Origin of the sequence: Streptomyces alboflavus (assembly GCF_000716675.1) — a bacterium.
In the GTDB taxonomy this organism is placed as follows: domain Bacteria; phylum Actinomycetota; class Actinomycetes; order Streptomycetales; family Streptomycetaceae; genus Streptomyces; species Streptomyces alboflavus.
Genome location: NZ_JNXT01000052.1, coordinates 41,385 through 59,239, shown reverse-complemented (window position 1 = coordinate 59,239; position 17,855 = coordinate 41,385). Strand labels below are relative to the sequence as shown.

Sequence of the window (17,855 nt, the reverse complement as noted above, 5' to 3'; positions counted from 1 at the left end):
GCTTCTGTGCGCGCAGCGCTGAAGGGGCGGGGGGGTGGGGAGATCAGCCGGTCCGGCGTCGAGGCCGGGCGCGCAGCGCCGAAAGGGCGGGTGGGTGGGGAAAACAGCCCGTCCGGCGCTTGAGGACGAGCGCGCAGCGCGATCGGGGGCCACCCCGGCCCAGGGGCACCGTGAAGGAGGACCCCGGCCCACGGGCACCGTGAAGGGGACCCCCGGCCCACGGGCACCGTGAAGGGCACCCCCGGCCCCGGGGGCGGCCCGCGTCCTCAGCCCGGCCGGAGGCCTACGCCGCGGACATCACCCGCTCCAGGCCGTCGAAGTCCTCCACGCACTTCCCGCAGCCCAGCGCCACGCTGTCCAGCGGATCGTCGGCGACGAAGACGGGGATGCCGGTGGCGGAGGCGAGGCGGAGGTCCAGGCCGGGGAGGAGCGCGCCGCCGCCGGTGAGGACGATGCCGTGCTCCATGACGTCGCCGGACAGCTCCGGCGGGCACTCCTCCAGAGTGGCGCGCACGGCCGCGATGATCGCCTCGACCGGCTCGTCGAGCGCGGCCCGCACCTCCCGCACGGTCAGCTCCACCGTCTTGGGCAGCCCCCCGACCTTCTCCCGCCCCCGCACGGTGAACGTCCGCATCTCGAAGGCGTCCTCGCCCGGCACGGGCCACGCCGACCCGATGGCCACCTTGACGTCCTCGGCGGTGCGCTCGCCGACGAGGAGCGAGTGCTCCCGGCGTACGTAGTCCGTGATGGCCGTGTCGAGCCGGTCCCCGCCGACCCGCAGGGACTGCGCCGTCACGATCCCGCCGAGGGAGATGACGGCGACCTCGGAGGTGCCCCCGCCGATGTCCACGATCATCGACCCGCGCGGCTCGGCCACCGGCAGGCCGGCCCCGATCGCCGCCGCCATCGGCTCCTCGACGAGGTGCACGGCGCGCGCGCCAGCCCGCTGCGAGGCGTGCACGATGGCGCGCCGCTCGACCTGCGTGACGCCGCTCGGCACGCAGATCACCATGCGCGTACGCGGCCTGCGCCCGGGCACGGCCTTGCGCACGAAGTGCCGGATCATCTCCTCGGCGGCTTCGAAGTCGCTGATCACGCCGTCCTTGAGGGGCCGGATCGCGGTGATGGAGCCCGGGGTGCGCCCGATGGTCTCCTTGGCCTCCGTCCCGACGGCCAGCGCGTGGCGCGCGCCCGCCTTGACGGCGACCACGGACGGCTCGTTGAGCACGATGCCCTGACCGCGTACGTAGAGAAGGGTGTTGGCCGTGCCGAGGTCGATGCCTATGTCCATGATCGCCAAGTTTGCCCGGCGGGAAGGGGACACGGAGGGACCAAGGTCCCGAATCGGACGGGCCGAAGGTCCTGAGGGGCCCGGGCGCCCCCGCGGAGCCCGTGCGGGACCGGTCCCGACGGCCGCTGTCAGCACTCCTCCGTAGACTGGCGTACGTGAGCGACCTCCCTCCGAACGACAGCCAGCGCGACGACGACGAGTTCGACCGACTCGTCGGGGCCGAGACCGAGCGCGATCCCGACCTCGCCGTCATCGAGGCGGGCAGCCGCACCCTGCGCACCCAGGCGGGCCCGCCCGAGAGCGACGTCCCGGCCCGCCCCGCCGACCCCGAGGTCGACAGGGCCCTGCGCGAGGTCGAGCAGGAGCTCATGGCCCGCTGGCCCGAGACCAAGCTGGACCCGTCCCTGCGGCGCATCGCCCTGCTCATGGACGTCCTCGGCGAGCCCCAGCGGGCGTACCCCTCGATCCACATCACGGGGACGAACGGCAAGACGTCCACGGCCCGCATGATCGAGGCCCTCCTCGGCGCCTTCGAACTGCGCACCGGGCGGTATACGTCCCCCCACGTCCAGTCGATCACCGAGCGCATCAGCCTGGACGGCGCCCCCATCAGCGCCGAGCGCTTCATCGAGGCGTACGAGGACATCAAGCCGTACGTGGAGATGGTCGACGCCAAGGAGGAGCACCGGCTCTCCTTCTTCGAGGTCATGACCGGCATGGCGTACGCCGCTTTCGCGGACGCCCCCGTGGACGTCGCCGTCGTCGAGGTCGGCATGGGCGGCACCTGGGACGCGACGAACGTCATCGACGCCTCCGTCGCCGTCGTCACCCCCATCGACCTGGACCACACCGACCGCCTCGGCACCACGGCCGCCGAGATCGCCGTCGAGAAGTCCGGCATCATCAAGCCCGACGCCACGGTCATCATGGCCCAGCAGCCCGTCGAGGCCGCCCAGGTGCTCCTGAAGAAGGCCGTCGAGGTGGACGCGACGGTCGCCCGCGCGGGCCTGGAGTTCGGCGTCGTGAACCGCCAGATCGCCGTCGGCGGCCAGCTGCTCACCCTGCGCGGCCTCGGCGGGGAGTACGAAGAGGTGTTCCTGCCCCTGCACGGCGAGCACCAGGCGCACAACGCCGCGGTGGCCCTCGCCGCCGTGGAGGCGTTCTTCGGTATCGGCGCCCAGCACGCCCGCCCGCTGGACATCGAGACCGTCCGCAAGGCCTTCACCACGGTCTCCTCGCCCGGCCGCCTCGAAGTCGTCCGGCGCTCGCCCACCGTCGTCCTGGACGCCGCGCACAACCCGGCGGGCGCCCGTGCCGCGGCCGGGGCCATCGGCGAGGTCTTCGACTTCAGCCGCCTCATCGGCGTGGTCGGCGTCAGCGACGGCAAGAACGCCCGCGGCATCCTGGAGGCCTTCGAGCCGATCTTCGCCGAGGTCGTCATCACCCAGAACTCCAGCCACCGCGCCCAGGACGTCGACGAGCTCGCCGGGCTCGCCGTCGAGGTCTTCGGCGAGGACCGGGTGCAGGTCGAGCCGCGCCTCCCGGACGCCCTGGAGGCCGCGATCACCCTCGCCGAGGAGGAGGGGGAGTTCGCCGGCGGCGGCGTCCTCGTCACCGGCTCCGTCATCACCGTCGGCGAGGCCCGACTGCTCCTGGGGAGGGGCTGACAGCTGTGCGTACGCTCTGTTCGTCGACGCTGATCGGCGAGTTCTTCGTCATCGGTTTCGCCGGTCTCGTCGCCATGAAGGACCCGGACCTGGAGATGAGCACGGTCTGGACGGTCTGCGGCATCGCCATGGGCCTTTCCGTGCTGCTGTGCGGCATGGTCACCCGGCCAGGTGGCGTCCAGCTCGGCTGGGCCCTGCAGATCGCGCTGATCGCCAGCGGCGTCGTGGTCCCGATGATGTTCTTCATGGGCGCGATGTTCGCCGCCCTGTGGTGGGCGTCCGTGCACTTCGGCCGCAAGATCGACGAGGCGAAGGCGCGGTTCGCCGCGCTGGCCGAGCAGGGTGAGGCCGCCGGGGGCTGAGCGGGCCCCGGCGCCCCCCTGATCGCGCTGCGCGCTCGTCCTCAATCGCCGGACGGGCTTTTCCCGCCCGTCCTTCCTTCGGCTCGGTCTCGGCTCGCGCACCCGATGGCCACCCTCTGTAGCCGCCCCGGTATCGTGCGGGCCATCCCACGTGACGTCATGAACACCTCTTGGAGCCGCACACCATGAGCGAGCGCACTCTCGTCCTCCTCAAGCCGGACGCCGTCCGCCGAGGCCTGATCGGCGAGATCATCGGCCGCATCGAGCGCAAGGCGGGCTGGACCATCTCCGCGCTCGAACTGCGCTCGCTCGACCAGGCGACGCTGGAGCAGCACTACGGCGAGCACCAGGGCAAGCCGTTCTACGAGCCGCTGGTCGCCTTCATGTCCTCCGGCCCCGTCGTCGCCCTCGTGGTCGAGGGCGAGCGGGTCATCGAGGGCGTGCGCGCCCTCGCCGGGCCCACCGACCCGATCGCCGCCGCCCCCGGCTCCATCCGCGGCGACTTCGGCGTGATCGTGCGCGAGAACCTGATCCACGCCTCCGACTCCGCGGAGTCCGCCGAGCGCGAGCTGAAGATCTTCTTCCCGGCCGCCGTCTGAGCGGTCGCGGAAGGCGCCGCGCGAGCGGCCGCCGACGGTGTCAGGAATCCCCCGGTACTCCATCGGGATTCCTTGACGCGGCCGTGGACACGCGGCCGACAAAACAGCTTCTGACGGGCCAGGAGCAAGCGAGGGACGGCCGGAGAAATCCGGCCGTCCCTTGGCATATGCGGCCCGATCGGGGGAACCCGTCCCCCCGATGGCACGTCTCCAGAAGCGGGGCGGCTCATCATCTGCTGACAATGGCGCAGACCCTCGCGCCGTGTCCGTGCGGGCGAGACTACGATGGAAGCCTCCACGCCACTCAGCACCCACCTCGCCTACCTAACAAGCCATCACACGCTCCACTAGGGAAGGCCAGACGCATCCTCATGGGGAACAACATGTCGTTCATCGGCCGTGACATGGCTGTCGACCTCGGGACCGCCAACACGCTGGTGTACGTCAGGGGTCGGGGGATCGTGCTCAACGAACCGTCCGTCGTCGCGATCAACACCAACACCGGCGGCATCCTCGCGGTCGGCGCCGAAGCGAAGAAGATGATCGGGCGCACGCCCGGCAACATCGTCGCCGTGCGCCCGCTGAAGGACGGCGTCATCGCCGACTTCGAGATCACCGAGCGGATGCTGCGCTACTTCATCCTGAAGATCCACAAGCGCCGCTATCTGGCCCGCCCGCGCGTCGTGGTCTGTGTGCCCTCCGGCATCACCGGCGTCGAGCGCCGCGCGGTCATCGAGGCCTCCTCGCAGGCCGGCGCCCGCCAGGTGCACATCATCGAGGAGCCCATGGCCGCGGCCATCGGCTCCGGTCTGCCGGTCCACGAGGCCACCGGCAACATGGTGGTCGACATCGGCGGCGGCACCACCGAGGTCGCCGTCATCTCCCTCGGCGGAATCGTCACGGCACAGTCCATCCGGGTGGCCGGCGACGAGCTGGACAACGCGATCATCCAGCACATCAAGAAGGAGTACTCCCTCCTCCTCGGCGAGCGCACCGCCGAGCAGATCAAGATCACCATCGGCTCCGCGTACGACATGGACGCCGACGAGCACACCGAGATCCGCGGCCGCGACCTGGTCTCCGGCCTGCCCAAGACCGTCGTCATCTCCGCCGCCGAGGTCCGCAAGGCCATCGAGGAGCCCGTCAACGCCATCGTCGACGCGGTCAAGACGACCCTCGACAAGTGCCCGCCCGAGCTCTCCGGCGACGTCATGGACCGCGGCATCGTCCTGACCGGCGGCGGCGCCCTGCTCCGCGGCCTCGACGAGCGCCTGCGCCGCGAGACCGGCATGCCTATCCACATCGCCGAGGACCCGCTGGACAGCGTGGCACTCGGCTCCGGCAAGTGTGTCGAGGAGTTCGAGGCCCTCCAGCAGGTCCTCGACGCCCAGCCGCGCAGATGATGTGACACGACGATGTCCGCCGTACGAGTGCCTGCCACCTCGTGCGGCGGATCGTTGATATAGACGCAACACTGAGAGAACCCACAATTCCGCGAGCACTCGCCTGCTCGCGGTTTCATAGATTTCTGTTCAGTGATCTCTGTTCAGTGGACTTCCGCCCTGTTCAGTAGATCTCCGACGATTCCTACTTGAGGAAGGCACGGCCGCCGCACGTGAGGGACACACGAGAGAGCCGGCTGCTCCTGGTGCTGCTGATCGCCATCGCGTTCGCTCTGATCACGGTGGACATCCGCGGCGGCGAGGACTCGCCGGTCGACGGTGCCCGCCAGGCCGCCGCCACGGTCTTCGGCCCCGTCGAGGACGGCATGTCCTCCGCCGTAGACCCGATCGGCAACGCCATCGGAGCGGTCCGCGACTCCGGCGACCGGCACGACCGCATCGCCGAACTGGAGCGCCAGAACGCCGCGTTGAAGGCCAAACTCGGCAGCGACGACCGCAACCGCAGCCGCGTCGCCCAGCTCGACTCGATGCTGAAGAAGGCCGGCGCCGGACAGTACGGCATCAAGGGCGCGGAGGTCATCGGCATAGGAGCGGCCCAGGGCTTCTCCTGGACCGTCACCATCGACGCCGGCGCGCGCGACGGCCTGAAGCGCGACATGACGGTGCTCAACGGCGACGGCCTGGTCGGCCGCGTCACCACCGTCGGCCCCTCCACCGCCACCGTGCTGCTCGCCAACGACCCCGACTTCACCGTCGGCACCCGCATGGAGAAGACCGACGAGCTCGGCTTCGCCTCCGGCCAGGGCGACCGCCCGCTCCGGGTCCAGCTCCTCAACGGCAAGGCCAAGGTCAAGAAGGGCGACCGCCTGGTGACCTTCGGCTCCCAGGCCGACAAGCCGTTCGTGCCGGGCGTCCCCGTCGGCGAGGTCGTCCGCGTCGACCCCTCCGGCGGCGACCTCACCCGCAACGTCTTCGTCCGCCCCTACGTCGGCTTCACCAAGCTCGACGTCGTCGGCGTCGTCGTCGAGGCCCCCCGCGAGGACCCCCGCGACACGGTCCTGCCGCCCAAGCCCGCCAAGCCGAAACCCGCGCCCACGGTGACGGTCACGGCCACGCCGTCCGGGGACGCCCCGGCCGACGGCGCAGACAACGGCAACGAGCAGTAGGAGCACTGACACCCCCATGCGCTTCAACCGGATCCTGCTCTCCAGCACCCTCGTCGTCGTCGCCCTCGTCATCCAGGTCAGCGTCCTCGCCCGGCTCCAGCTGCCCGGCGCCGTGCCCGACCTGGTGCTGCTCACCGTCCTCGCCCTGGCCCTCGTCTACGGCCACACCGGCGGCGCCCTCATCGGCTTCGGCGCGGGCCTGCTCACCGACCTCGCCCCGCCCGCCGACCACGCCGCCGGGCGCTACGCCCTGGTCCTGTGCGTCATCGGCTATCTGGCAGGCCTCGCCAAGCCCGAGACCGGCCGCCTTCGCTCGGCCAGCGGCCCGCTCGTCGTCGTGGTCAGTTCCGCCGTCGGCTCCACGCTCCTGTACGCGGGCGTCGGCGCCCTCGTCGGCGACGACGCGGCCCGCCATGTGGGCCTCGGCGGACTGCTCTTCACGGCCGCGCTGTACGACCTGCTGCTCGCGCCGTTCACCATCCCGCTGATCATCGCGCTCGCCCGGCGCGCCGAGAACGACCCGCTCGGCGAGACCGGCGCCAACGCCAAGGCCGCCGACGTCTCCTCCGGCTGGCTCTCCTCCGGCACCGGCCTGAGCATCGGCAACCAGCGCGGCAGCGGACTGCGCATGAAGGCGGCCAAGGCCCGGGTGGCCCGCGCCGGACGCATCAAGGGGGTCAAGCGCCTGTGAGCGCAAGCACACCGACGTACGGAAGGGACGCGAGCGGCGCGAAGGGAGGGGTGCGGCAGTGACCAATATTCCGGAGACCGGGCGCACCCCGCGCGTCCAGGTCCGCCTCGTCATCATTCAGATCCTCGTCGTCTCACTGCTCCTCACCCTCGGCGGCCGCCTGTGGTACCTCCAGGTCCGCAACGGCGCCGAGTACGCCGAGGAGGCCTCCGGCAACCACGTCCAGCAGGTCGTCCAGCCCGCCGTGCGCGGCGCGATCCTCGACGCCCGCGGCGTGCCCATCGCCGACAACCAGACCCGCCTCGTCGTCTCCGCGTCCCGCACGGACCTGATGAAGATGAAGGACGACGGCAAGGGCGTCCTCGACAAGCTCGCCGGGGTCCTCGACATGGCCCCCAAGGACGTCGCCGACAAGGTCCGCCTCTGCGACTCCAAGACGCCCCAGCCCTGCTGGAACGGCTCGCCCTACCAGCCCATCCCGATCACCGACGAGGCCACGCCCAAGCAGGCCCTGCAGATCCGGGAGCGCTCCGAGGACTTCCCCGGCATCACCGCCGAGCCCACCGCCGTGCGCCGCTACCCCGCGCCCGGCAAGTCCAACACCGCGCAGGTCCTCGGCTACCTCTCGCCCGTCACCGACGACGAGATCAACAAGGCCAAGGACAGCGACTCGCCCTATCTGCGCTCCGACCAGGTCGGCCGCTCCGGTCTTGAGCGCACCTACGACAAGCAGCTGCGCGGCAAGGCCGGCGTCACCCGCTACGAGGTCGACAACCTCGGCCGGGTGATAGGGAAGGCCGACTCCGACCGGGCCCAGCCCGGCTCGAACGTCGTCACCAGCATCGACGCGCGGGTCCAGGCCGTGTCCGAGTACTGGCTGAACGACGCGATGAAGAAGGCCCGCGACGAGTTCGACGACAACACCGGCGAGAACTACAAGGCCGACGCGGGCGCCGTCGTCGTCATGGAGAACAAGACCGGCCGCATCGTCTCCATGGCCTCCAACCCCAACTACGACCCGAACGCCTGGGTCGGCGGCATCTCCGGCAAGGACTACGCCCGCCTCACCGGCAAGAAGTCCAACTACCCGCTGCTCAACCGGGCCATCCAGGGCCAGGCCGCACCCGGCTCGATCTTCAAGGTCATCCCGACCACCGCCGCCGTCAACGCGGGCTACGAGTTCAACGGCCGCTACCCCTGCCCCAGCTCGTACTCGATCGGCGGCCAGGTCTTCAAGAACTTCGAGTCCCAGGGCCACGGCTCCATCTCCCTCGGCCAGGCCCTGGAGGTGTCCTGCGACACCGTCTACTACAAGCTGTCGCACGACGAGTGGCGCAAGGACGGCGGCAACAAGCCGAAGAAGGACCCCAAGGACTGGTTCTACAAGACCGCCCACCAGTTCGGCCTCGGCAAGGAGACCGGCGTCGACCTGCCCAACGAGGTCACAGGACGCGTCCCCGACCGCCAGTGGAAGAAGGACTACTGGAAGGCCAACAAGGACGCCTGGTGCAAGCAGGGAAAGAAGGGCGGCGAGTACGCCGAGCAGATCGCGTACGAGAACTGCCTCGAAGGCATGAAGATGCGCGCCGGTGACTCCGTCAACTACTCCATCGGCCAGGGCGACACCCTCGTCACGCCGATCCAGATGGCCACCATCTACTCGGCCATCGCCAACGGCGGCACCATGTACAACCCCACCGTCGGCAAGGCGATCATCAGCGCCGACGGCAAGCACGTCGAGGAGATCAAGCCCAAGTCCCACGGCAAGCTCCCCATGGACGCGGCGCTGCGCAAGGACATAGACGGTGCCCTCGCGGACGTCGCGACCAAGGGCACCGCCGCCTGGCGCTTCGGCGGCTGGCCCCAGGACAAGATCCCGATGCACGCCAAGACGGGTACCGCCGAGGTCTACGGCAAGCAGACGACGTCGTGGTTCGCCACGTACACCAAGGACTACTCGATCGTGATGACGATCTCCCAGGGCGGCACCGGCTCCGGCGCCTCCGGGCCCGCCGTCCGCAAGATCTACGACGCCATCTACGGCCTGGACGACAGCGGCAAGCAGGACCTGAAGAAGGCCCTGCTGCCCGAGCCGCAGAAGTCCCTGCCCAAGATCGAGGCCGACGGCTCCATCGACGCCCCGAAGATCAAGCCGTTCAAGCCGGGGAAGCCGAAGCCGCCACAGGAGCAGACCCAACTGGCCGGACCCCCGGCCACCGGGAGGCGTGACTAGCTGATGACCGGCACCGGTGGCTTCTCCGTCTCGGGCTACGGCCCCGAGCGCTCCACGCTGTCCCGCCTCCTGGCCCGCGACTCGATACTGCGCAGGCTCGACTGGGTGATGCTGCTCGCCGCCCTCGCGCTCTCCGTGATCGGCTCCGCGCTCGTCTACTCCGCGACCCGCAACCGCACGGAACTCGTCGGCGACGACCCGTACTCCTTCCTGATCAAGCACGTCGTGAACATCGGCATCGGCCTCGCCCTGATGATCGCCACGGTCTGGCTCGGCCACCGCAACCTGCGCACGGCCGTGCCGATCCTCTACGGCGTCTCGGTCTTCCTGATCCTGCTGGTCCTCACCCCGCTCGGCGCCACCATCAACGGCGCCCACGCGTGGATCGTCATCGCGGGCCAGTCGCTCCAGCCCTCCGAGTTCTGCAAGATCACCATCATCCTGGGCATGGCGATGATGCTCGCCGCCCGCGTCGACGCGGGCGACAAGGAGCACCCCGACCACCGCACCGTCGTCCAGGCCCTCGGCCTCGCCGCCGTCCCGATCCTGATCATCATGCTGATGCCCGACCTCGGCTCGGTCATGGTCATAGTGATGATCGTGCTCGGCGTCCTGCTCGCCTCCGGCGCCTCCAACCGCTGGATCTTCGGCCTGATCGGCGCGGGCGCGCTCGGCGGCGTCGCCATATGGCAACTGCACGTCCTCGACGACTACCAGATCGCCCGGTTCGCCGCCTTCGCCAACCCCGCGCTCGACCCGGCGGGCGTCGGCTACAACACCAACCAGGCCCGCATCGCCATCGGCTCCGGCGGCCTCACCGGCACCGGCCTCACCAACGGCACCCAGACCACCGGCCAGTTCGTGCCCGAACAGCAGACGGACTTCGTCTTCACCGTCGCGGGCGAGGAACTGGGCTTCGTCGGCGCGGGCGCCATCCTGCTGCTCCTCGGCGTCGTCCTCTGGCGCGCCTGCCGCATCGCCCGCGAGACGACCGAGCTGTACGGCACGGTCGTCGCCGCCGGGATCATCGCCTGGTTCGCCTTCCAGGCCTTCGAGAACATCGGCATGACGCTCGGCATCATGCCGGTCGCCGGTCTGCCCCTGCCGTTCGTGTCGTACGGCGGCACCTCCATGTTCGCGGTCTGGCTGGCCGTGGGCCTGCTCCAGTCGATCAAGGTGGAACGACCGCTGTCGGCCTAGCGGCCGGGGTCTGCCCAAGTCGGCCGATCGCGTCTAGATTCGGTTCATGGCGGACACGAAGCGCGAACGCGAGATCGAGCGGAAGTACGACGCCGAAGCCCCCGGCGGGCTCCCCGACCTCAGGGGGGTCGCCGGGGTGGCCGACGTCATCGACAAAGGCGTCGCCGACCTGGACGCGGTGTACTACGACACCGCCGACCAGCGCCTCGCCACGGCCTCCGTCACCCTGCGCCGCCGCACCGGCGGCCACGACGCGGGCTGGCACCTGAAACTGCCCGTCCCCGAGATCGAGGGCGCCCGCGACGAGGTCCACGCCCCCCTGTCGGACGACGTGCCCCGTGCCCTGATCGGCCTGGTCCGCTCCCGCGTCCGCGAGGCCGACCTCGTCCCCGTCGTCCGCCTCCGCTCGGCCCGCGACCTGCGCCACCTCGTCGACGCCGACGGCACCCTCCTCGCCGAGGTCAGCGTCGACGGCGTCCGCGCGGCCCGCCTCGACGGCACCACGGCCACGACGGCCTGGACGGAGATCGAGGTGGAGCTGGCCCCGAACGGCGACCCCCACCTCCTGGACAAGGTGGAGAAGAAGCTCCGCAAGGCGGGGGTGCGCCGGTCGACGTCCGTGTCGAAACTTGCACGGGCCCTGGCCGAGACGGGATCCGCACCGGAGGCAGCCGCTGTCGGCGACGGTCCCGGCGAGCTGCCCGGGCCCACGCTGAAGCCCGACACGGCGGGCGCCCAGGTCCTCGCCTACCTCCGCGAGCAGCGCGACGCCCTGGTCGACCTCGACCCCGCGGTCCGCCAGGACCTCCCCGACTCCGTCCACCAGATGCGCGTGGCGACCCGCAGGACCCGCAGCGCCTTCAAGACGTACGGCAAGATCCTCGACCGCGCGGTCACCGACCCGATCGGCGAGGAGCTGAAGTGGCTGGCCGGGGAGCTGGGCGTGGACCGCGACCGCGAGGTCCTCACGGAGCGCCTCACGGAGGCCATCGCGGCGGTCCCGAGGACCCTCCTCCTCGGCCCCGTCCGCGGCCGCCTGAAGATCTGGAAGGTCGCGGGCCGCGCGGGCTCACGCCGCAAGACGGTCGCCGTCCTGGACAGCAAGCGCTACCTCGCGCTCCTCGACGGCCTGGACGCCCTCCTGGCCGACCCCCCGCTCCGCAAGGCCGCACGGACCCCCGCGGCCCAGGCCCTGCCGGCGGCGGTCCTGAAGGACTACGACCGCCTGGCGACCCGCGTGGACCACGCCCTGGCACTGGACCCGGGCACGGACAGGGACCTGGCGCTGCACGAGGCCCGCAAGGCCGCGAAGCGCGCCCGGTACGCGGGCGAGGCGGCGACCCCGGCCCTCGGCAAGCCGGCGGCCACCTTCGCCAAGCGGATGAAGGCCGTGCAGAAGGTCCTCGGCGACCACCAGGACTCGGTCGTGGCCCGCGAGGCCCTGCGCGACCTGGCGATCCAGGCGCACGCGGCGGGGGAGTCCGCGTTCGTGTGGGGGCTGCTGTACGGCCGCGAGGAGGCGGCAGCGGCGGCACGGGAACGGGATCTTGTGGGCGTGTGGGAGCGCGCGTCGCGGCCGAAGGCACGGGCGGCGCTCGGCGGCTAGGGCCGGTCCGATGGGTCGGCGCGGGGGTCGGCCGTTGGAGGTACGGGGCGGGGCCCGGGCCACGTTAGGCTTGAGGGTCACCCCTGTCAGCTCACGAAGGTCCAGCGATGTCTGTCGAGTCGGTTTTCCCGCAGCTCGAAGCCCTGCTCCCGCATGTGCAGAAGCCGATCCAGTACGTGGGCGGTGAGCTCAACTCCACCGTCAAGCCCTGGGACGACTGCGACGTCCGCTGGGCCCTCATGTACCCGGACGCGTACGAGGTCGGCCTGCCCAACCAGGGCGTCATGATCCTCTACGAGGTCCTGAACGAGCGTGACGGCGTCCTCGCCGAGCGCACGTACAGCGTCTGGCCGGACCTCGAAGAGCTGATGCGCGAGCACAAGGTCCCGCAGTTCACGGTGGACAGCCACCGCCCCGTGGGCGCCTTCGACGTGTTCGGCCTGTCCTTCTCCACGGAGCTGGGCTACACGAACATGCTGACCGCCCTGGACCTCGCGGGCATCCCGCTGGAGTCCAAGGACCGCACCGTCGACGACCCGATCGTCCTCGCGGGCGGCCACGCCGCGTTCAACCCCGAGCCGATCGCCGACTTCATCGACGCGGCGGTCATCGGCGACGGCGAGCAGGCCGTGCTCGACATGACGGAGATCATCCGCGCCTGGAAGGCCGAGGGCCGGCCCGGTGGCCGCGAGGAGGTCCTGTTCCGCCTCGCGCGCACCGGCAGCGTCTACATCCCGGCGTTCTACGACGTGGAGTACCTGCCGGACGGCCGCATCGGCCGTGTCGTACCGAACAAGTCCGGTGTCCCGTGGCGCGTGTCCAAGCACACCGTCATGGACCTCGACGAGTGGCCCTACCCCAAGCAGCCCCTGGTGCCGCTCGCCGAGACGGTGCACGAGCGCATGTCCGTGGAGATCTTCCGCGGCTGCACGCGCGGCTGCCGCTTCTGCCAGGCGGGCATGATCACCCGCCCGGTGCGCGAGCGCTCCATCACGGGCATCGGCGAGATGGTCGAGAAGGGGCTGAAGGCGACCGGCTTCGAGGAGGTCGGCCTGCTCTCGCTGTCCTCCGCCGACCACACGGAGATCGCCGACGTCGCCAAGGGCCTCGCCGACCGGTACGAGGAGGACAAGATCGGCCTGTCCCTCCCCTCCACCCGCGTGGACGCCTTCAACGTCGACCTCGCCAACGAGCTGACCCGCAACGGCCGCCGCTCCGGCCTCACCTTCGCCCCCGAGGGCGGCAGTGAGCGCATGCGCAAGGTCATCAACAAGATGGTCAGCGAAGAGGACCTGATCCGCACCGTCGCCACCGCCTACGGCAACGGCTGGCGCCAGGTGAAGCTGTACTTCATGTGCGGCCTGCCCACCGAGACCGACGAGGACGTCCTGCAGATCGCCGACATGGCGATGAACGTCATCCAGAAGGGCCGCGAGGTCTCCGGCTCCAACGACATCCGCTGCACGGTCTCCATCGGCGGCTTCGTGCCCAAGCCGCACACGCCCTTCCAGTGGGCCCCGCAGCTCTCCGCCGCGGAGACCGACGCCCGCCTGGAGAAGCTCCGCGACAAGATCCGCGGCGACAAGAAGTACGGCCGCTCCATCGGCTTCCGCTACCACGACGGCAAGCCCGGCATCGTCGAGGGCCTGCTCTCCCGCGGCGACCGCCGCCTCGCCGCCGTCATCCGCGCCGTCTACGAGGACGGCGGCCGCTTCGACGGCTGGCGCGAGCACTTCAGCTACGAACGCTGGATGCGCTGCGCCGACAAGACGCTGCCCGAGGTGGGCCTCGACGTCGACTGGTACACCACCCGTGAGCGCACCTACGAAGAGGTGCTGCCCTGGGACCACCTGGACTCCGGCCTCGACAAGGACTGGCTCTGGGAGGACTGGCAGGACGCGCTCGACGAGACCGAGGTCGACGACTGCCGCTGGACGCCGTGCTTCGACTGCGGCGTGTGCCCGGCCATGCAGACGGAGATCCAAGTGGGGCCGACGGGCAAGAAGTTGCTGCCGCTCTCGGTGAAGACGCCCGCCGTGAAGTGAGACCCACGGGCGCCGTGGGCGCGGCGCGGGACGCTGGCTAAAGTCATCTCATAACCGCTGGTTGGAGGGCCGGTCGGCGGTTGTGGGAGAGGTCGGCGTCCTGGGGAGGGCCTGCGCGTGATGAGTCGTCGCTCAAGTGGTCTTGTCGGTGTCTGGGCCGAGGTCCAGCGGCAGCAGCAACGCCAGCTGGAGGCCGACGCGCGCAGGCGCCGGGAACACGAGCGGCAGGCCCGTGCCGAGCAGCGCCGGATGGAGCGGGACTACCGCGAGTACCGCCAGGCGGAGGCCCGCCGCCGCACCCAGGAACTCGACGCCCGCGTGGAGGCCCTGCAAGGGCTGTTAGCGGCAGGATGCCGTGCCCCCGCCTTCCGCGCCGAGGTCCTGACGCGGACCGAGGACGTGCTGCCGTTCTCGCCCGGACAGCTCGCGGTGCCGGTGCCCATGCCGGACCCGAACCTCTATCAGGCACAAGGCGGTTGGATGGCCGGCCGCCGCGCCCAGGCGCAGGCGGAGGCGCGGGCCCGCTATGAACACGACTGGCGGGCGGCGCAGGCCGCGGAGGCCCAGCGGCAGCGCCAACTGGCGGAGCTGCGGCGCCAGTACGACGCGTGGGTCACCGGCCACCTGGTGGAGGTGCGCCGCCACAACGCGGGCATCGCCGAGGTCGCCGCGGGCGTCAGGAGCGGCGACGCGGAGGCCGTCGTCGAGTACTTCACGGCCGCCCTGTACGCCTCGACGGCCTGGCCCGAGGGCTTTCCCCGGCAGGTCGCGGCCGCCTACGACCCGGCCTCGCGCCAGCTGGTCCTCGACTGGGAACTCCCCGGCCAGGACGTCGTCCCCGAGGCGAAGTCGGTGCGCTATCTGATCAACGCCGACGAGGACAAGGAAGCCCCGCGCCCGGTGACCCAGCGCCGGGCGCTGTACCGGGGCGTCATCGCCCAGTGCGTGCTCCTGGTGCTGCACGACCTGTTCGCGGCCGACCAGCACGGCGCCCTGGAGTCCGTGGCGCTGAACGGGTTCGTCGACGACCACGATCCGGCGACGGGCGTGCGGACCCACATCGTCCTCGCCTCGGTCATGGCATCGCGCGCCCCCTTCGCCGACCTCCGCCTGGAGCAGGTGGACCCGGTCAGCTGCCTGGTCGAAGGACTCAGGGGCCAGTTGGCGGCGCGGCCCGACCAGCTCTCGCCGGTGCGGCCCGTGCGCAGGCCGGACGACGTGGGCCAGCACATCGCGAGCCACGGCGGCGCCGGGGCGGGCGACGAGCCGGACCTGCGGGAGATGGACCCGATCGTGTTCGAGTCCCTGGTCGCCGAGCTGTTCCGGGCCATGGGCATGCAGGCCGTGATGACACAGCGCTCGAACGACGGCGGTGTGGACGTCGACGCCCTCGACCCCACCCCGATCCGCGGCGGCAAGATCGTCGTCCAGGTGAAGCGCTACCGCAACACCGTCCCGCCGACCGCCGTCCGCGACCTGTACGGCACCGTGCAGGACTGCGGCGCCAACAAGGGCGTCCTGGTCACCACCTCGGGCTTCGGCCCCGGCTCGTACACCTTCGCCAACGGCAAGCCGCTGGAGCTGATATCGGGCCCGGAGCTGGTCGACCTGCTGCACCGGCACGGGCTCTCCGGCCGTCTCGGAGACCGCGCGAGCGCGGCGCCCGCGCCCGCCCCGGCGCCCGCGCCCCGACAAGGCGACGTCGGCGACTACAACATCCTCGGCATGTCCTGGTCCGGCGGTGTCGCCGTGGACGTCTGCGCGCTGGTCTGCGCGGGCAACCGGGTCCTGAGCGACGACCACTTCGTGTTCTTCAACAACTCCCGGACGCCGGACGGTTCGGTGCGCGCGGAGTCCGCGAGCCCGCCGGACAAGGCCGCGCTGCGGGTCGCCTTCGAGTCCCTGCCCGCGGCCGCCGACCGGCTCGCGCTCGTCGCCGCGGTCGACCCCGAGGCCAACCCGCACGCGGACCTCTCGGGCTTCACCGACGCCCGCATCCGACTGCTCGACCCGTCCCTCACCGAGCTCGGCACGCTCGACGTCTCCGAGGGCCGCGCGGGCGAGACCGCCCTGGTCCTCGGCTCGTTCCGGCGCAGAGCGGGCGGCGACTGGGACTTCGTGCTCGGCGGCAAGGGCTACACCGGCGGCCTGGAGCAGCTCCTGCCGGACTACGGCATCGCCGTCGAGTAGACCGGGCGCCCGAGCCGGCCACCGAAATCGGGAGCCGCGTCGGCCCCGCGTGCGTCTAGCACCACATGGACCTGGAGAAACGGCCCGCGACACCTCCCGTGGAACGGGCCGCGCAGCACCCGGCGGCCCCCGCGCCGCAGCCCGCACCGAGACAGCCTCCCGCGCAGGCGGAGGGCTGTCTCGTGGTCGCCATCAGGCTGCCGGTGCGGATCGTGGCGCTCGTCGTCGTGCTGCCGGTGCGCCTGGTGTGGGACGCGCTCGTGGTCGCCGGGCGGTTCCTGCTCGACACCGCGCTGCGGCCCGGCGGCCGCGCGCTCGCCTGGCTGGGGCGCACCCTCGTGCTGCGGCCCCTCGGCGCGGTGTGGACGTACGTCCTCGCCCCGGTCGGCCGAGGTCTCGCGGCGGCCGGTCTGTTCCTCGGCAAGTGCCTGTTCGTCTGGCCCTGGGCGGGCCTGTGGCGGTACCTGGTCGTGCCGGTCGGCCGCGGGCTCGGCTGGCTCCTGCACATGCTGCTCGTCGTACCCGCGGTGTGGCTGTACCGGTACGTCCTGACGCCCGTCGGGCACGCGCTCGCCTGGGCCGCGCGGGGTGTCGGTGCCGGGGCGTCGGCGGTCGGGCGCGGGGTGCGGTGGCTGCTGCGGACGCTGTTCGTGGTGCCCGCCGTGTGGACGTACGCCCGGGTGCTCATGCCGATCGGGCACGGCATCGCCTGGGTGGCGCTCGGGGTCGCCGCCGGGGTCGTGTGGCTCGCGCGGGTCGTGGGGGCCGGTGTCATGTGGCTGCTGCGGGGCATCGGGTTCGTCCTCTGGACGCTGCTGCGGTGGCTCTTCGTGGTGCCGGCCGTGGCGGTGTGGCGGTGGGTGCTCGCGCCGGTCGGGCGGGGCGTCGCCGTCGTGGGGCGCGAGATCGGGGACGCGCTCGGGCACGCGTGGCGGGTCGCCGGGCATCTCTCGCGGGCCGTGTGGCGGTTCCTCGGGCAGCTCCTTCGGTGGATCTTCGTGAGCCCCGCGCGCTGGGTGTACCGGAGCGTCCTCACCCCGGCCGGGCACGCCGTCCGCGACCTGGTGTGGCGCCCCGCCGCCACGGCGGTACGGGCCGCCGGACGCGCCACGAGGCAGGCGCTCGGATCCGTGCGCGACAGCGTGCGCGCGGCCCGCGCCGACGTCCGGCGGCTGCTCTTCGGCGCCCCCCGTGAGAAGGTGCCCGTCACACAGGGCCCCGAGGCCGAAGGAAACCTGCGCACGTGAAGCGCGTATTCTGAGGCGGAGGGTCCGGTGTGAGATGTCCCCGCAGCCGCAGGGACGATCCGGACCACGACACACGGCAGCGCCAGCCCGGGCGCGCTCCCCACCGAAGCGGGGACGGCGGCACGGGCCGCGTACACGAGGAGAAGTTCCCCTGG

Annotated in this window: 13 protein-coding genes; 12 read left to right on the top strand and 1 reads right to left on the bottom strand. The window is 71.4% G+C overall.

Annotated elements, in window-relative coordinates; translation table 11 throughout:
- Window positions 1-283: 283 nt before the first annotated feature.
- Window positions 284-1,291 (bottom strand): rod shape-determining protein, encoded by a 1,008-nt coding sequence (locus OO63_RS31245; protein WP_087884089.1) that lies wholly within the window; start codon window positions 1,289-1,291, stop codon window positions 284-286.
- A gap of 155 nt (window positions 1,292-1,446) precedes the next feature.
- On the opposite strand from OO63_RS31245, the gene folC reads away from it, so the two are divergent.
- From folC to OO63_RS31185, 12 genes are all read left to right on the top strand, one after another.
- Complete coding sequence (gene folC, locus OO63_RS31240; RefSeq protein WP_030362599.1) at window positions 1,447-2,958, top strand: bifunctional tetrahydrofolate synthase/dihydrofolate synthase; 1,512 nt, start codon at window positions 1,447-1,449, stop codon at window positions 2,956-2,958.
- A gap of 5 nt (window positions 2,959-2,963) precedes the next feature.
- Window positions 2,964-3,320 carry a DUF4233 domain-containing protein gene (locus OO63_RS31235; RefSeq protein WP_030362600.1) on the top strand — a complete coding sequence of 119 codons (357 nt, stop codon included), beginning with the start codon at window positions 2,964-2,966 and terminating at the stop codon, window positions 3,318-3,320.
- A gap of 185 nt (window positions 3,321-3,505) precedes the next feature.
- Entirely contained in the window at window positions 3,506-3,919 is a 414-nt protein-coding gene (ndk, locus tag OO63_RS31230; protein ID WP_030362601.1) for a nucleoside-diphosphate kinase, read from the top strand.
- 383 nt (window positions 3,920-4,302) lie between these two features.
- Window positions 4,303-5,322, top strand: coding sequence for a rod shape-determining protein (locus tag OO63_RS31225; RefSeq protein WP_030362602.1), 1,020 nt, complete (start codon window positions 4,303-4,305; stop codon window positions 5,320-5,322).
- 212 nt (window positions 5,323-5,534) lie between these two features.
- Window positions 5,535-6,488 carry a rod shape-determining protein MreC gene (gene mreC, locus OO63_RS31220; RefSeq protein WP_030362603.1) on the top strand — a complete coding sequence of 318 codons (954 nt, stop codon included), beginning with the start codon at window positions 5,535-5,537 and terminating at the stop codon, window positions 6,486-6,488.
- A gap of 16 nt (window positions 6,489-6,504) precedes the next feature.
- Window positions 6,505-7,179 carry a rod shape-determining protein MreD gene (gene mreD, locus OO63_RS31215; RefSeq protein ID WP_030362604.1) on the top strand — a complete coding sequence of 225 codons (675 nt, stop codon included), beginning with the start codon at window positions 6,505-6,507 and terminating at the stop codon, window positions 7,177-7,179.
- A gap of 58 nt (window positions 7,180-7,237) precedes the next feature.
- A complete protein-coding gene (mrdA, locus tag OO63_RS31210) occupies window positions 7,238-9,412 on the top strand; it encodes a penicillin-binding protein 2 (protein ID WP_030362605.1) in 2,175 nt (724 codons plus the stop codon).
- Window positions 9,413-9,415: 3 nt separating this feature from the next.
- A complete protein-coding gene (gene rodA, locus OO63_RS31205; protein ID WP_030362606.1) occupies window positions 9,416-10,612 on the top strand; it encodes a rod shape-determining protein RodA in 1,197 nt (398 codons plus the stop codon).
- A gap of 46 nt (window positions 10,613-10,658) precedes the next feature.
- Entirely contained in the window at window positions 10,659-12,218 is a 1,560-nt protein-coding gene (locus OO63_RS31200) for a CYTH and CHAD domain-containing protein (protein ID WP_030362607.1), read from the top strand.
- 107 nt (window positions 12,219-12,325) lie between these two features.
- The gene (locus tag OO63_RS31195) at window positions 12,326-14,263 is read left to right on the top strand and encodes a TIGR03960 family B12-binding radical SAM protein (RefSeq protein ID WP_030362608.1); all 1,938 of its coding nucleotides are present in this window, start codon (window positions 12,326-12,328) and stop codon (window positions 14,261-14,263) included.
- Window positions 14,264-14,383: 120 nt separating this feature from the next.
- Window positions 14,384-16,453: a restriction endonuclease gene (locus OO63_RS31190; protein ID WP_030362609.1), complete on the top strand. Its 2,070-nt coding sequence runs from the start codon at window positions 14,384-14,386 to the stop codon at window positions 16,451-16,453.
- Window positions 16,454-16,518: 65 nt separating this feature from the next.
- The gene (locus OO63_RS31185; RefSeq protein WP_030362610.1) at window positions 16,519-17,700 is read left to right on the top strand and encodes a hypothetical protein; all 1,182 of its coding nucleotides are present in this window, start codon (window positions 16,519-16,521) and stop codon (window positions 17,698-17,700) included.
- The last annotated feature ends 155 nt before the right edge of the window (window positions 17,701-17,855 follow it).

Bases quoted from the DNA above. Each gene is read 5' to 3' on its own strand.
- OO63_RS31245 (WP_087884089.1), bottom strand. From the start codon at position 1,291: ATGGACATAGGCATCGACCTCGGCACGGCCAACACCCTTCTCTACGTA.
- ndk (WP_030362601.1), top strand. From the start codon at position 3,506: ATGAGCGAGCGCACTCTCGTCCTCCTCAAGCCGGACGCCGTCCGCCGA.
- OO63_RS31225 (WP_030362602.1), top strand. From the start codon at position 4,303: ATGTCGTTCATCGGCCGTGACATGGCTGTCGACCTCGGGACCGCCAAC.
- mreD (WP_030362604.1), top strand. From the start codon at position 6,505: ATGCGCTTCAACCGGATCCTGCTCTCCAGCACCCTCGTCGTCGTCGCC.
- rodA (WP_030362606.1), top strand. From the start codon at position 9,416: ATGACCGGCACCGGTGGCTTCTCCGTCTCGGGCTACGGCCCCGAGCGC.
- OO63_RS31200 (WP_030362607.1), top strand. From the start codon at position 10,659: ATGGCGGACACGAAGCGCGAACGCGAGATCGAGCGGAAGTACGACGCC.
- OO63_RS31195 (WP_030362608.1), top strand. From the start codon at position 12,326: ATGTCTGTCGAGTCGGTTTTCCCGCAGCTCGAAGCCCTGCTCCCGCAT.
- OO63_RS31190 (WP_030362609.1), top strand. From the start codon at position 14,384: ATGAGTCGTCGCTCAAGTGGTCTTGTCGGTGTCTGGGCCGAGGTCCAG.
- OO63_RS31185 (WP_030362610.1), top strand. From the start codon at position 16,519: ATGGACCTGGAGAAACGGCCCGCGACACCTCCCGTGGAACGGGCCGCG.